The organism is Paenibacillus sp. AGC31 (genome assembly GCF_057334655.1).
The window spans coordinates 43,548-60,343 of sequence record NZ_JBHFJH010000035.1; the positions used below are offsets into that span (position 1 = coordinate 43,548).

Consider the following 16,796-nt stretch of genomic DNA (forward strand, 5'->3'; position numbering starts at 1 on the left):
AACATAGATTCTATATTTAAATGATAGCGGTCCCACGTCAGGATTTATGGTAAAATTATAGATTAAAGGGTGATCAGTGAGCCAGAGGAGTTGTGCATATGAGAGTGATTTTGGTAGATGATGAATATCTCGCTCTGAGCAGGTTGAACAAACTGTTGCTAGAGAGAGAGGATTGCGAAGTTATCGGCTCTTTTCTGACGGCACAGGAAGCCATAGATCAGATCGAAATTCATCTGCCGGAAATCGTCTTTATGGACGTTCAGATGCCGGGGATGAACGGGATCGAGGCGACCGAACGTATCCATGAGGTTTCTCCTGGAACAGAAGTTATTTTCACAACCGCATATAACGAACATGCACTGACGGCCTATGGGCTTGAAGTGCTGGATTATATTATGAAGCCTGTAACACGTGACCGTTTGGAAAAAACGATGAAGATGTATCAACGCCGAACGGTGTCAGCAAGTCTGAATGTAGCAGAAGGGCCATCCATGTTGATCCGTTGTCTGGGGATGCTCCAAGTCCAAGTGCACCCCAATGAGCCGCCAAAACATATGAAATTCAGAACAACCAAGATTAGAGAGTTATTCGCTTATCTGCTCCACCATCGGAACAAACCGATTAAGCGGGATACGTTACTTGAACTGTTGTGGCCAGAGTTGGATGAGCGGAGAGGTATATCCAATCTGCACAGTGGGATCCATCGCTTACGCAGCATGATGAACGAACTCATGGGTGAGGATAAGATGTCCATTCGCTATCAACAGTTTGGTTATCTATTGGAAACGGGTGAATTCAGGATTGACGCGGAAGAATGGGAGAGCCGTCTTAACCGATTGCCTCTATTATCTTCGTCTACAATAGCTGAACATCGACAGACCTCAGATCAATATGAAGGCAAATATTATGGTGAGGACGATTACATATGGGCTGAGCTGGAGCGTCAGCGCTTGCATGCACTCTGGCGTAATCATGCCATGGAACTTGCACAATATTACATTGATCTAGGACAGAATACGGAAGCACTTACGCTATATCACCGGGTACAGCAATTCGAGCCATCATTGGAGCAAGTCGGATTGGCTTTAATGAAGACCTATGATCGATTAGGCAATAAAGATCCTGTAATCGCACAATATAATCAGTTGGTCACTACGTTAGAACAAGAGGCGGGCATACGTCCTGGGTTGGAAGTTGAGTTGTGGTACCAGCAATGGAAACAATCAAATAGTTAATTGGAAATATACAGCCTTGCAGCTTCGTTTGCAAGGCTGTTTTTTTGTCGTATTTGCTAGCGAAAGGTTTGGTAAGAGTTTGGTAAGAGGCTATGTGTAGAATAAGCAAGATGAGGGTCAACATTATGTTTTGAGTCAGTAAGCAGTCCAAAAATAACATATTAAGTAGGAGGAACCTATGTACACAGCAAAAATTCGGAAGAAACCATGGCAAAGAATGTCCATGTTAGTTCTTTCCTTTATTCTGGCGATTGGAACGTTACCCATGAGTTTGGCTCAAGCGGAGGCGACTAACGAGACTCCTGTTGGTCCGGGTGGAGTTGGTGCCCCTGCACTATGGCTACGACCAGAGCGGGTAAACGGAGTTGCCAGCGGCGAAAAGGTGAGTATCTGGGAAGATCAAGGCAGTAAAATAAACAATGCAACCCAAAGTACGGAAGCTAATCAACCGACCTATTGGGATGATAAAAATCATAATATCAATTTCAATCCGGTATTGGAATATAACGGCACGAGTAGTTTTATGAATCTGGATGTAAGTAAGCTCCCTCAAGGGAAGAGCCCAAGATCGATCATTACCGTTAGCAAAACCAATAAAACAGGAGGCCTCAATTATATTATTTCATGGGGAGTACAAACGGGCGGTTATACGGGCATGGGGATGCTTCAAGTTGACGCAAGAGGCGGCTTGACGACATTTAACAGTGACCCTAACCAGACTTTATACACTCCCGACAAGTTTATGGGAATGACGTTCCCGACCGAGCTATTTGTTACTTGGACAGGTGGGGACACTGGAACGAATATAGCTAGATTGTACAGTAAAATGAAGCAGGTACAGGAACTGGGTGGTTGGGGAAAAGAACTTAATAAGGCGTGGAATACTGGTAACTCGGACGGAGCCGTAGTTGGTAAGCTAATTCCGGCAACTGCGGCCAATAGTGGATATTGGCAGGGTTCGATTGAAGAAATCATCGTATTTGACCATGATCTTACGGACGTAGAACGCCAAAAAGTCAGCACATATCTGGCGATCAAATACGGCTATACGCTTGATCAGACGACAGCCAATTCATATGTCGATTCAAACATGGCTACGATCTGGGATGCCCAGGAGAACGCAGTCTATACCCATCGCATTACAAGCATCGGTCGAGATGATCAGAGCGGCTTGATGCAGAAACAAGCCAAAGCGCAGGAACAGGGATCTACGTTGACGATTGCTTTGGGCAACAGTGTTGAGGATGCCAATTCTGCAAATAAAAATGAATTCTCAAAGGATTCTTCTTTCTTTACGTTTGGTGACAATGGAGCAAGTACTGAATTCAAAACACCAATTACGAAAGATGGGAAAAAGCTACTTGGGATGGAGCGTGTCTACAAGGTACAGAAAGCAAACTGGACTGAATCACAGATTACACTTCAGGTAGACGAAGCGGGAGCTAACCCGGCTTTGTCTCAATATGTTGTGATCAGCAATGATGCTCAATTTGATGGACAAGACTCATTCCATTTAATTGAGAACGGCCAAGTAACTCTTAATACCTCAAATTTTGGTCCGAACTCTTACTTTACCATTGCAACTGCTGCTACTCCTTTGACGGTACCGGACGTCACACTGACCGACGATGAGTTGACATGGGAAGTAGTTGCGCATGCAGATAAATATGAAGTAACGATTGAACTGGAAGACGGCACGAAGCGGACGGAGGAAGTAACCGGAACGGCGCTTAACCTGTCGCAATTGGTACCATCGCTAGAAGTTGGCACGTACAAAGTGACAGTAACAGCGAAGACGGACAGTCCAGCCTATGCAGATTCAGAAGCATCAAATACGAAAAGTTATGTTGTTATTGATAAGGCGAAGTTGAAAGCCAAAGCCGATGAGATTAAGGATAAGATCGAAACAGGCGAACTGGACGAAGAGGAGTACACACCAGCGAGCTGGACAGCACTGGATAATGCGATGAATGAAGCAGAGCGAGTGTTGAATGATCCGACAGCGACTCATGCGCAGGTAAACAAGGCGTTTTTGGATCTGACTGATGCAAGAACGGGCCTAATCCCTACAACATCTGTACCAGTTGTAGATAAATCAGTTTTACAAGCGAAAGTAACTGAAATTACAGGTGAAAGCCTGGAAGAGTCAGCCTATACGCCAGCGAGCTGGGTAGCACTCAAAGATGCGATGAATGAAGCAGAGCGAGTGTTGAATGATCTGACAGCGAATCAAGCGCAGGTAGACAAGGCACTTCAGGATCTGACTAACGCTAGAACGGGACTTACCAAAGTAATTGGTACAGATGAATCTACGTTGCAGACGCTGGTCCCTTCCGTGGGAAGCTTGTCCCCGGCCTTTGATCCGGCTAAAGACACGTACACCATCTCTGTTCCGAATAGCGTATATCAATTTCAGTTAACGCCAACGGCACTTGATCCACTTGCGAAGATTGAAATAGCTGTTGGAGATGGAGAATGGAACGAGGTTTCAAGTGGCACTGTTAGTGAGAATCTACCGCTCCAAGTCGGTGGGAATAAGATCGTTGTTAGAGTAACCGATTCACTTGGAAATGTTACGGCGTATAAAATCAACGTGACTAGAGCATCTAGTGACAATGGTAACAATGGTGGAGGCAACAATGGCGGCGGTGGAAATACGGGCGGTAACAGTGGAAGCACACCAGCACCAGCACCTACACCTGCGCCTGTACCAACGCCAACTCCGGCACCCGTGAAGGATAATTTGGAAACAACTCGGGATGGTAGCCATCAACCATTTGCTACATCCAAACCATCTGACAACAAAGAAACATTGGTTCAAGTTGATCCAGCCAAGCTGAATGTTGCCATGTCACAAGGCACAGGTCAGCAGTTTGCCATTCATTCACCAAATGATGGGCATATGAAGGTGGACGGGTTGACCCTCGAAACTCTGAAACAATTAGTGGATCAAGGTTCCAAACTAAACATTAGCAATCCGCTGGCGATCTATCCGGTACCTGGCGGTAAAATGGACGTGAATGGTGTGTCCAGACAGCTTGGTAATGCAGCGTTGAATGATATTGATGTCCATGTTGATATCGCACGTTCCTCGGATGCTTTGATTGACAGTGCCGAGACAAGAGCAGCATCCCAAGGATACGAGCTACTTGTGACGCCGGTTGATCTGGATCTGACGTTTACGAAAGATGGACAGACCGTGCGATCCGGCCAGCTGAACGGCTATGCACCGAAGTATATTGCACTTCCGGAAGGTATCGACCCGAACCGGATTACAACAGGCGTGATTATCAACCCGGACGGTAGCATCTTCCATGTACCAACGGTTGTCACGAAGATCAATAGTCGTTACTACGCGCTCATTAATGACTTGCGTAGCAGCGGAAGTTATTCGGTCATCTGGAATCCGCAGGATTTTGAAGATGCCAGATCCCATTGGGGTAAAACGGATGTGAACAACATCGCTGCGAGATTAGATCTGCAAGGTAACGGAGATAACACATTCTCACCGAACCGTCAGGTTACTCGTTCTGAGTTTGCCGAGATTGTTGTACTTGGACTGGGCTTAATGCGTCAGGATGCACCACAGAATCTATTCCCTGACGTTAACGATTCCGCATGGTTCCGCTCCGCGGTAGCCCTTGCGAATGAATTCGGTATCGTTCGCGGTTATGATAATGGGAACTTCTACGGTAATCAGGAAATCACACGTGAGCAAGGATTTGCGATGGTTGCTCGTGCGTATCGTCTGATTGAACCGGAAGCGGCAATCAACCCGGATCAGATGAACTCTGAACTGGAACGTTACAGTGATGCAGCGGATGTATCGAATTGGGCGAAAGAAGATGTAGCCCAGTTGATTGCAGCGGGTATCATCCAAGGTAATGGGCCAGAGGTTCTGAGTCCGAAGACCACGATGACTCGTGCTGAGGTCACTGCATTGATTGCAAGAATGTTGAAAGTAACGAACTTGATTGATCAATAAACACAATCTAAAATGAAAAGCCTTTGCTGACATTGGGGGTCGGCAAAGGCTTTTTACTTTTTGGACTGACGTTGGAGTTACTGAACTCTATTTGTTTCCTTCTACCGATCAGTATTCATTATCGTATAGCTTGGTAAGAGTTTGGTAAGAGGCTCAGTGTAAAATAAGCGGTGAAGCTTTTCAAAATTAACACAATCTAGTAAATCAGACATCCTGAAGGGATTATGAGAAGAATGATTTAGCTAAATTAGATATAGTCGAAAGGTGTGACAAGTGTTTGAAGAACAATAAGAAATTGCGCAACAGCAAAATGACAAGAGTATGGTCAAGGGTGCTTTCTTTGGTGATGGTTGCGAGTATATTGCCTACACCAATTTTGTTTCCAGCCATAGAAGCTCATGCAGATACTGAAAATCCTGCATCCAACAGTACCGCGATTACCGCAGGGGGATATCCGGGTGGTGTAAGCGACGGACTCATATCATGGATTGATGTTGAGCGAAGTATGAATCTGGCAGCTGACGGCAGTAAAATCACTTCTTTGACCGATCTGGTAGATCTAGACCCCAATGTAGAACATGATAATGTATGGAGTATCGTAAATCCTAACACCTTAGTTACAGGTGCCATTAACTTTAACAGCGGTATATTAATTGATGGTAACAAAGGATACTATATCAGGGCGCCTTTCCATACAACGGATGTCGCTCGTGAGGCATTTTCCATTCAAGGAGCTGCTGCGAATGGTTTCCCATGGCATTTTGGCGGCCAAGGAAGCACCGACACGTACAGTACAAGTGTAATCAGATCTTCATTTGGCAATGCAGGGAACGACGAATTGATTCGAAATAATGCAGGTAATCCGTATCAGTTAGGGCAAGCAGATATTTTCAATGTACTTCGCACTGAGGATTACTTTGGGATGTATTTAAATCATACGAAGTTAATCGATAAAACAACTGCAGGAACAGCGAGCTTTAATAGTGCCACAAGTGCTACGGGTTACTACTTCGGAGCAGGGCATAATCGAAGGTTTAATGGACTAATATCGGAAACGATATTATATAATCGCGAGTTACAGGACGTTGAAAGAACTAAAGTGTACAGTTACTTGGGGTTAAAATACGGAATCACTCTGGCAGACAACTATGTTTCCAGTGATTGGAATGGAGAAGAAGGTACTGTTTTCTGGAATTTGTCGAACCAGGCAGATTACAAGAATCGCATTACCGGGATTGGCCGTGATGACTTAGGTGCCCAGAACCAGAAACAATCCAAGTCACAAGGAGTCGGCTCAAATGTAGCCATTGCTCTTGGAGATACGATTCATTCAGATAATGTCGACAATGAGAATACGATGGATAACAACTCCTTCTTTATGTTTGCAGACAAGAGCGCGAACGATACCGTATCTTATGTAAGTGCACCCATCGTGAAAGATGGCTTTCGTGTAAAGATCATGGATCGTTCGTATCAGGTGGACAAAACAAACTGGAGTGATCAAGATATCACACTTCAAGTGGATGATGCTGAAGGCTTAAAACCAAGCTACATCATTCTTAGCCAAGATGACTCTTTTGACAATAATGATACCTTTTATCCAGTAACGGATGGAAAGGTTACATTAAACAGTTCCAACTTTGCCGACGGTTCTTACTTCACGTTTGCAGCTGCTTATCCAGATCCTAAAGATGCTCACTTGCTAATATCGCAAGTCAATGACGATGGAACTTTGAATCTAACCTTCAATCGTGACGTGAAATCGGATGATTTGAAGGGCTTCACCGTCACAATTGGAGGTACCGTGTATGATGATCTGAGTCAATTTATAGCTAATGGATCTACGATTTCCATCCCTCTGACGGAAGCTCAGCTTGAATCGGGAGAAGAAATTACAATTAACTATGACGGTAGTGGCACGTTGAGAGACGCGTTAACCGGACTCAAGGTTGATGAATTCGAGCAGGCTATTCATGCAGTCAATACAATGCCATTAGCGAAAAAAGTGAAAGAAGCCTTAGCTTTATCGAATGATGATTACACGACTGATTCATGGAATGCATTGCAAACCAAAGTCCAAGAGGCACAGACACTTTTGAGCAATCCTTTGGTAACACAGACTCAAGTAAATGACCTGTTAAGTGTATTGGATAACGCAATCGATGGATTGGTCAAGAATCAACCCAAAGCGGACAGCGGCAGCTTCATCGAGGGCGAAAGCACGATATCCATTCATTTTAATAAAAGTATCGAAGTAGTTTCTGAAGTGGATCTAAGTAGTGCATTTACAGTTACGGTAGGTGGGCAAGCCGTAGAAGTTGTCGGAGCTGTCATCGATGGATCTGATCCTACAAAATTGATTTTGACCTTGCCCGAATCGGTTAAATTATCAAGTGATGAGAAGGTTAACGTTGCTTACAATGGAACATCTGGCTATCTAAAAGGCGAGGGAGCAGAAGGGACATTGGTTCATGATTTCCAATTCGATTTGGAAGACCCATTCGCGAGCGCGCTGAAGATTATTGAACCAGCAGGGAGTACTTCAGATAAGAAGCCAGCAGTCTCGGGTACGGTCCATACGGATACAGATACGCTGAGTGCAGTGTTGAAAGATGCAGAAGGTCGTGTAATTGATGTTGCAGGAAGTTTGATCTGGAATGCTGGGGACCCAAACTGGTCCTATCATCTGGATGAAGATCTTGCACCCGGCACTTATACCGTTGAGGTAACAGCAGTGGACGGAGGACGTTCCGTTACGAAAACGAAAACATTTACTATTGTAAAAGAAGCACTGACACAGCTCAGTCTGACCGATTCATTTGGGAAAAATATTGCGTTGAACCAAGCATTTGATCCAAACCAATTCAACTACGCAGCAACGGTAACCAATGATGTGTACAATCTACGTATTTACCCGACTGCTCCTTATTCTGCAGACAAAATTGAGATTTTGCATGATGGAATCTGGAGGGAAGTGGAGAGTGGCAATAGTAGTGATGATCTTGCACTTAAGGTAGGTTCAAACACAATTGTCATTAGAGTTACAGATACGAATGGTTTGCAGACGGAGTACACTACGGTCATCACCAGAGCATCCAGTGACAATGGTAACAATGGTGGAGGCAACAATGGCAGCGGTGGAAATACGGGCGGTAACAGTGGAAGCACACCAGCACCTACACCTGCGCCTGTACCAACGCCAACTCCGGCACCCGTGAAGGATAATTTGGAAACAACTCAGGATGGTAGCCATCAACCATTTGCTACATCCAAACCATCTAATAACAAAGAAACATTGGTTCAAGTTGATCCAGCCAAGCTGAATGTTGCCATGTCACAAGGCACAGGCCAGCAGTTCGCCATTCATTCACCTAATGATGGGGATATGAAGGTGGACGGGTTAACCCTGGAAACACTGAAACAATTAGTGGATCAAGGTTCCAAACTAAACATTAGCAATCCGCTGGCGATCTATCCGGTACCTGGCGGTAAAATGGACGTGAATGGTGTGTCCAGACAGCTTGGTAATGCAGCGTTGAATGATATTGATGTCCATGTTGATATCGCACGTTCCTCGGATGCTTTGATTGACAGCGCCGAGACAAGAGCCGCATCCCAAGGATATGAGCTACTTGTGACGCCGGTTGATCTGGATCTGACGTTTACAAAAGATGGACAGACCGTGCGATCCGGCCAGCTGAACGGCTATGCACCGAAGTATATTGCACTTCCGGAAGGTATCGACCCGAACCGGATTACAACAGGCGTAATTATCAACCCGGACGGTAGCATTTTCCATGTACCAACGGTTGTTACGAAGATCAATAGTCGTTACTACGCGCTCATTAATGACTTGCGTAGTAGCGGAAGTTATTCGGTCATCTGGAATCCGCAGGATTTTGAAGATGCCAGATCCCATTGGGGTAAAACGGATGTGAACAACATCGCTGCGAGATTAGATCTGCAAGGTAACGGAGATAACACATTCTCACCGAACCGTCAGGTTACTCGTTCTGAGTTTGCCGAGATTGTTGTGCTTGGACTGGGCTTAATGCGTCAGGATGCACCACAAAATCTATTCCCTGACGTTAACGATTCCGCATGGTTCCGCTCTGCGGTAGCCCTTGCAAATGAATTCGGTATCGTTCGCGGTTACGATAATGGGAACTTCTACGGTAATCAGGAGATCACACGTGAGCAAGGATTTGCTATGGTTGCTCGTGCCTACCGTCTGATTGAACCGGAAGCGGCAATTAGCCCGGATCAGATGAACTCTGAACTGGAACGTTACAGTGATGCAGCGGATGTATCGAATTGGGCGAAAGAAGATGTAGCCCAGTTGATTGCAGCCGGAATCATTCAAGGTAATGGGCCAGAGGTTCTGAGTCCAAAGACCACGATGACTCGTGCCGAGGTTACTGCATTGATTGCAAGAATGTTGAAAGTAACAAACTTGATTGATCAATAAACACAATCTAAAATGAAAAGCCTTTGCTGACATTGGGGGTCGGCAAAGGCTTTTTTCTATTTCATTAAAATCTTAAATTCATGTCGTAATACTTTCGCCCTGTTGGAAGATCGTGGAATCTGAGATGATGGGTTCACCAGAGGTTTGGGTGACAAACTTTGAACCGCTGGCCTTCAGGCTATTGCGATCCTTCCTTCTACAATCATTGGAGATCATAGGGGCGCAGCTCTCCTGAAGATTTTATTTCAGAGAGGAGGCGTCCAGGCTATCACATTCCTTCCTTCTAACCCTAACCTTTCACGTTATATAGGGATGTGGCTTTCCTGGACTCTTTTATCATGAACAATACAATCTATTTGCGTAGAGCGAACAAACTCATTATCGAATCAAACGAAGGGAAACAACAGTTGCCGAAGACACACCTGGCGACTGCCCTCAAAAATATTGAAGCACTTGGATACACTTTCTCGGACGAGTTGATGCATGCAACGCGGCAGCTGTCCAAGGAACAATTTGAAGCAGTATATATTCAACTTGAGGCTGATCTGAGAGTCATGGTCGGCGCACATGTGAAATACAAACCGATGTATGCAGGATTCCCGATGCAGGTGATGCATGCGGATGAAGCGGAGTTATACCTTAATGCAATTATTCATTATCTGACCAACCTGAATGTGGTCTATCCCGATCAACAATGTGTGGAGAGAATGCCTTTGCTGGAGAAGACGGACTTGAAAGTCATTGGTTTGGGAAACCAGCAAGCATTCCAGACGCTCATCCGTCAGATCATTGAAGCAAAAGGTTCCATCTCGGAAACGGACAAGGCGGATATCGATATGGTATTGGAGCATGCAAACCCGGAAGACGTGGATGCGCTATTACCCGCTGAGATTCCGTTCAAAGAAAATGTGGGCTTTGTGGTTGCCTCGCTGTTGAAGCATGAAAAAGCGAACATCGACCGGATCGGTCCGTATTTCAAAACGGCAAGTGATGTCCTACGTCTGGCTGTTGCCTGGTCCGATGGTGATGTCAGCCTCGCAACGGCTTCTCCCTTTCGGAAATTCAAACGCCGTGAAAGACGCCTTTTGCTCGGATTGCTGGAGCAATGCGGCTCCATCACGGAGGATATGCTGCGATATAAGAATCGCTGGATTCGCCTTGGCGAAATTCTGCATCCTTCGGAATATAAGCTTCGGTATCCACGATGTGAAGAAGCCTTTGCTATTTTGCGTAATAATAAACCTTATTCGACTTTCAACGGAAGTGTGGAACTTGCCTTCCAATATCGAAATGTCTGGAGTCTGATCGATCTGTTATCACAGCGTCCAGGTGAATTCGCGAGAAGACTGGATCACTTGTTGCGGATGACCGAAGATGAAGCGTATGTACTGCTGACATTTGGTGAGGTTTTGGAGCAGGTATCTACCCCGGTCTTGTTGCAAGTGAGACAGCATTTTACACAGCGTAATGAACCGCAGGATCTGCGTGTCTTCTTCCCAAAAGGCAATGTAGCCAAAGCCTTTGCTGTTCCGAATGAGTTGCCAGACATCGATGAAGCCACGTGTCAGGAGGTCGTGCAATTATGCGAACAGGCGCTGATAGAGCGCTTCGCTGTCCTTCCCACGCTTGGAAAGACCTATGTCGATCCACAGCTTCATGATTATCTGGTACCCTTTTCCCAGAGATCGGCAAGCAAGGCTCTACGTACCATCGTTCGTGGAAGCCGTGTGCCGATGGCCGAGGGAGATACGATTCGTTTCTTCAACTGGTGGAAAGAGGGGGACGTGGATGGAAAGTCTACAGGGCGTGTGGACATTGACTTGTCTGCGGTGATGTACGATAAGGACTGGAACTATGTGGAGCACATTTCCTATACGAATCTGCGCTCCTCTAACTATAAGGCTGTCCATAGCGGAGACATTGTGACCGCACCTAACGGAGCAAGTGAGTTCATTGATCTGCATATTCCATCCATCGTGGCTTATGGTGGACGATATGTGGTGGCAACCCTGCTTTCGTTCACCAGTCATCCGTATTGTGATCTGCCGGAATGTTTTGTAGGGTGGATGATGCGGAAGAAGCCGGGGTCTGGCGAGATTTTCGAACCGTCTACCGTAGCGAACAAAATCGATATTACAGCAGATACCCAGATTGCAATCCCTGTCATTATGGACCTGGTCGAACGTACCGTCATCTGGACAGACCTGGCGCTGACAAGCCACCCGGATTACTACAATAATGTGGAAGGCAATCAAAAAGGCATGGTCCTGATGGGGAAAGCACTAACGACTCTACGCAAACCCGATCTGCATGACTTGTTCATGCTCCATGCCAAAGCTAGAGGAGAATTGGTGGATACAATGGATCAGGCGGATACAATCTATTCGGTGAATCAAGGCATTACGCCGTACGATATCGAGCAGATTATGGCAGAGTATCTGGTTTGACCTGTTTGACTTGACTACTGGAGATATGTGAATATCAAGGTTATAAAAGAGTAGCTGATGCTGCTCTTTTTTCTGTTTAGATGCAAAGAGCCTACAGAATGGTGCAGGTAATGTCGGATGCAAAGAGAATGACTTTGCTAAGCTTAAATTAACGTGGGAGGGATGATATGGATACGCTGAGGCGGTTAAATGAAGCCTTGAATTATATTGAGGAGCATCTGATGGATGTCGTGGACATGAAGGAGATTTCCCGGATTGCCTGCTGCTCGGAGTATCATTTTACACGCATGTTCTCTTTTCTTAGTGGTGTAACGCTCTCGGAATATATTCGACGTCGCCGCTTGACACTTGCAGCCATGGAGTTAAGCTACAGTGACAGCAAAATCATTGATATTGCACTAAAATACGGGTATACATCGCCGGATTCTTTCTCGCGTGCTTTTCAAAGCATGCATGGCACTACGCCCTCCGAAGCGCGAAACCATGGTCCATTTCTTAAAGCCTTCCCACGGATGACATTTCAACTGACCATTCAAGGAGGAAGCGAAATGAACTACCGCATTGAAGATAAAGAGGCGTTTCGAATCGTGGGTATTCGTAAAAGGGTGCCAATCGTATTCAACGGGGTTAATCCGGAGATCGCTGCGATGTACCAGAGTCTTACACCAGAATTGATTGATACAATTAAGGGGGCATCGAACGTCCAGCCTCTGGGCTTAATTAGTGCTTCGGCCCATTTCAGTGAGGGGCGGATGGCAGAACAAGGAGAACTGGATCATTACATTGGCGCTGCTACGACAAAAGAAGTGCCTGAAGGACTGGAACAGCTCGAGGTTCCTGCTTCGACGTGGGCTGTATTTACTGTCGTTGGCCCGTTTCCAGGCACGCTACAGGAGGTGTGGGGCCGGATCTACGCGGAGTGGTTTCCTTCATCGGACTATGAGCTGAGTGAGGGTCCGGAAATGTTATGGAATGAGCACAAGGATGTTACTGTAGAGCAATATAGAAGTGAGATATGGATACCTATTCGGAAGAGATGATACTGTCTCGAGCTTGGTATCTGCTAGCGCAGCTTTTTGAAGCTGCGTTTTTTGTTTTCAGAATTTGCTATCGGATATACGAGCCGTTTTCATTGCAAGTATATGTAATATAATGGTATTATTTTATTGGAATTGTAAGAATACTTTTAGTTTGAAGAGTGATTTAAAAAGGGGGTGAAGAGATCTGGTTTACATGAAGTGATGATTTTATTCTATACGCACGCAGACATAACATTTCAGTTGATTATGGACATGCCCGCATAGCAGACATATCGATATGAGACGAAAGTGTCAGTTATTATACATTATAATGTAAGCGCTTTATTAAATGGAATCCAGGGAGGGATTTACTCATGACCAAAAGTATAGTGAGAAAGGCGCTTGGTTTGTTTTTAATTGTCGTTATGATCGCAACAGCAGCTGTATACCCTGCATCTACTGGACACGCGGCTACCATTAATGTTACGGATAACGGCTCCAGAATTGAAGTAAACACCGGTTCAGGCTTAGTCTACGTGGTGAACAAAACCAATGGGGATATTATCTCAGCCAAAATGAACGGTACGGAGCTGAACAGCAACAGAGGATCACATATCGGCTCAGGTTTGGGCTCCTCTGCCAATGTGACTTGGAATACTTCTCCTTCAGGATCAACTGTGTTAATCACGGTATCCACAAGCACACTGACCCACTATTATGCTTCGCGTGGTGGGGAGAACATCATATACATGGCAACGCATATCACGGCTCAACCTTCGATCGGGGAGCTGCGGTACATTTTCCGTGGTAATGGTAGTGTGTTGACAGGTGTTCCGGCGAATTCAAACAACCGAGGTAACACTGGAGCGATTGAAAGTCAGGATGTGTTCGGGTTTGCAAATGGACAGTCAGCCTCCAAATATTATGGTAATGATCAGGCCAAAGATTTATCCGTTCGTGGAGTTACGGGGAATGGCGTCGGTGTATTTATGGCCTACGGCAATCGGGAAAAAAGCTCTGGTGGTCCATTCTTCCGCGACATCCAGTTCCAAAGTGGAACAGAGACGGAAGTGTATAATTATATGAACTCGGGACATGCACAGACGGAGAATTGGCGCCTGGGTCTGCATGGGCCGTACGCTTTGATCTTTACAACCGGAGGTACGCCAAGTGTACCCGACTTCAGCTGGATGTCTGGTCTGAATCTGCAGGGTTGGGTATCCAGTCGGGGGAACGTGGTACTTAATGGTCTCTCCGGGATGGATACAGGGTATGCTTACACAATGGGATTCGCCAATAGCAATGCCCAGTATTGGGTAGGAACTTCTTCAAGTGGGGCGGCAGCCAAATACAGCATGATTCCGGGCACGTACACCATGACAGCCTATAAGGGAGAACTGGCTGTATATACGGAAACGGTTAATGTCACGGCAGGACAAACGATGACATTGAATACACGTACGATCAACAATGACCCAAGTAAAGCCTCTAACATCTGGCGAATTGGCAATTGGGATGGTACACCACGGGAGCTCCTGAATGGACAGACGATTCCGATTCGTCACCCATCCGATAGTCGCAACCCAAGCTGGGGGCCTGTCACCTATGCTACCGGTAGCGCGACCAATCGATTCCCGGCAATCCAGTTCCGTGGTCAGAATTCTCCAACCACAATAACGTTTAATTTGAATGCATCTCAAGCGGCGTCTTCTCATACGCTCAACATCGGTATTACCGCAGCTTACAATAATGGCAGACCTAGTGTAACGGTTAATGGACATGCTTTAACCAATCCTGCTGCATCTTCACAGCCCAATTCTCGCAGCTTCACCATTGGTACGTATCGTGGGAACAACACAACCTTTAGCTGGAATGTTCCAGCATCCTACTTCGTGAATGGTTCCAATACCATCACGATTACGCCAATCAGCGGTTCAAGTGACTTGGGTAACTGGTTAAGTGCAGGTTGGGTGTACGATTGTGTTGAGTTGCTGAATTGAATGAAGAATGCAATGTAGTGGAAGGAATATAAGGAGGTAGCCTGCCTGGTTTTCTTAACCGGGTTCAGGTTACCTCTTTTAGTCTTGTCATCCGAAATGAAAAGATATCGATTCATGATATCCCTAAGGATCTTGCTTTGCTGGAGATGGTGATCCGGATAGTGGTATAATTTTCAATACGTAGTCATGAGTGAATGAACGGGAGGAAAAGAGAATGAGAGACGATCTGTTGGTTCAACTGCAAGAGTGGCATGAAGAAGATGAATTTCAGGAAATTGTAGATGCAATTCAAGCGATTCCTGTGGAAGAAAGGGATTATGAGCTGGTTAACCATCTGGGACGAGCGCTGAATAACCTGGAACGATATGAAGAGGCAGTCGAACAATTCCTGACGGTTGCTAAAGAGGGAACAGGTGACCCACTCTGGCATTATCGGATTGGACTGGCTTATTACTATCTAGAGCAATATGCGCATGCGTTGCAGGCGTTCGAAAGAGCGGATGAATTGGATCCTGAAGATGAAGATACGCTGGAATTTCTGGAGTGGATTCGAAGCAAAATGGAGGAGCTGTCCGAATCTGCAGAGAAGCCCGTGGATACCGTCCCATCAGTCTCTGAAATCTCAATTGCACCTGTTCGTGTTAGCCATCTGGAACCAATGGGTTTTTGGAATGACAGTGCTGAAGCTGCGGATCAATATGTATTGGCCCCGCCTACCGATGGACAGATCGAGTCAATGGAGGAGCAGTTGGTGTTCAAGCTGCCAACTTCCTATATTAACATGATGAAATTACATAATGGTGGTGTTCCCCACTATCGGCATTATCCTGTCGGCCAAGTAGAGGCTGCCAAGAAGGTCCGCGTGGAGATCAAGGGAATACTGGGTATTGGACGTGAGAAAGCACATTCGTTGGGTGGTCAAGCGGGTAGCCGATATATCATCGAGCAGGGGGGGTACCCCGAGATTGGTGTTGTACTATGTGAGTGCCCTTCCGATTCAGAGATCGTGATGCTGGATTATCGTGAATCCGGCAATGCGGGTGAGCCCGAGGTTGTTCATGTGGATAAAAAAGAAGGCTACAAGATCACTTGGCTTGCGCCCAATTTTGAAACCTTTATCCAAGGTCTGGTGAATGAGGAAAATCAACCTGCAAACCTTCAAGGTGCACTGTAAGTAAAGGTATGAGCTTCTTTTTATACAAACCGTTGAAAATGAAAAGGCTGCGCCCTAACGTAAACTGTACCCTATGTAAAGGACATTTCTAAAAAAAACTATATGGCTTCAAGAAGATGATCTCTGTATTGTACAGGGGTCATCCTTTTTAGGTTCCACTGGTATCTATAGTGATTATAGTAGGTCATATAGGCTTTAACTTCACGTTTGACTTCGTCTAACGTGGCATAGCTCTTTAAGGAAGTTTCATCCTTAAAATGACCAAAAAACGACTCCTGCGGTGCGTTATCCCAACAATTTCCTCGTCTTGACATGGATTGTCCAAGCCCCATCCGTTTCACTTTCTTCTGAAAATCCGGATGAGTGTAATGCGTACCTTGATCGGAATGAATGAAGGCATTACGACTCTTCTTGAATTTGCGATTTTTCTGTAAGTGAAGCAACGTGTTTGTCGCCAGATCCATCGTC

The 16,796-nt window shown here is 45.7% G+C and carries 8 protein-coding genes; 7 read left to right on the plus strand and 1 reads right to left on the minus strand.

All coding sequences use genetic code 11. The features are described 5' to 3' along the window. Window positions 1-98: 98 nt before the first annotated feature. The 7 genes from ACE04G_RS22650 to ACE04G_RS22680 all read left to right on the plus strand — a co-directional run bounded on the left by ACE04G_RS22650 (window position 99) and on the right by ACE04G_RS22680 (window position 16,328). Window positions 99-1,235 (plus strand): response regulator, encoded by a 1,137-nt coding sequence (locus ACE04G_RS22650; RefSeq protein WP_449003772.1) that lies wholly within the window; start codon window positions 99-101, stop codon window positions 1,233-1,235. A gap of 178 nt (window positions 1,236-1,413) precedes the next feature. Further along, window positions 1,414-5,220: a DUF8202 domain-containing protein gene (locus ACE04G_RS22655; RefSeq protein WP_486094839.1), complete on the plus strand. Its 3,807-nt coding sequence runs from the start codon at window positions 1,414-1,416 to the stop codon at window positions 5,218-5,220. Between the two features lie 277 nt (window positions 5,221-5,497). Then, window positions 5,498-9,688: a DUF8202 domain-containing protein gene (locus ACE04G_RS22660; protein ID WP_486094841.1), complete on the plus strand. Its 4,191-nt coding sequence runs from the start codon at window positions 5,498-5,500 to the stop codon at window positions 9,686-9,688. A gap of 338 nt (window positions 9,689-10,026) precedes the next feature. Next, window positions 10,027-12,135: a TerD family protein gene (locus ACE04G_RS22665; protein ID WP_449003774.1), complete on the plus strand. Its 2,109-nt coding sequence runs from the start codon at window positions 10,027-10,029 to the stop codon at window positions 12,133-12,135. 167 nt (window positions 12,136-12,302) lie between these two features. Continuing rightward, window positions 12,303-13,175, plus strand: a complete 873-nt coding sequence (locus tag ACE04G_RS22670; RefSeq protein ID WP_221820135.1) for an AraC family transcriptional regulator — start codon at window positions 12,303-12,305, stop codon at window positions 13,173-13,175. Between the two features lie 353 nt (window positions 13,176-13,528). Beyond that, complete coding sequence (locus ACE04G_RS22675; RefSeq protein WP_221820134.1) at window positions 13,529-15,154, plus strand: rhamnogalacturonan lyase B N-terminal domain-containing protein; 1,626 nt, start codon at window positions 13,529-13,531, stop codon at window positions 15,152-15,154. Window positions 15,155-15,368: 214 nt separating this feature from the next. Further along, window positions 15,369-16,328, plus strand: coding sequence for an SMI1/KNR4 family protein (locus tag ACE04G_RS22680; protein WP_221820133.1), 960 nt, complete (start codon window positions 15,369-15,371; stop codon window positions 16,326-16,328). Window positions 16,329-16,426: 98 nt separating this feature from the next. On the opposite strand, the gene ACE04G_RS22685 is transcribed toward ACE04G_RS22680, so the two are convergent. Then, a partial coding sequence (locus ACE04G_RS22685) for an IS3 family transposase (protein WP_486094295.1) occupies window positions 16,427-16,796 on the minus strand: 370 nt, incomplete at its 5' end.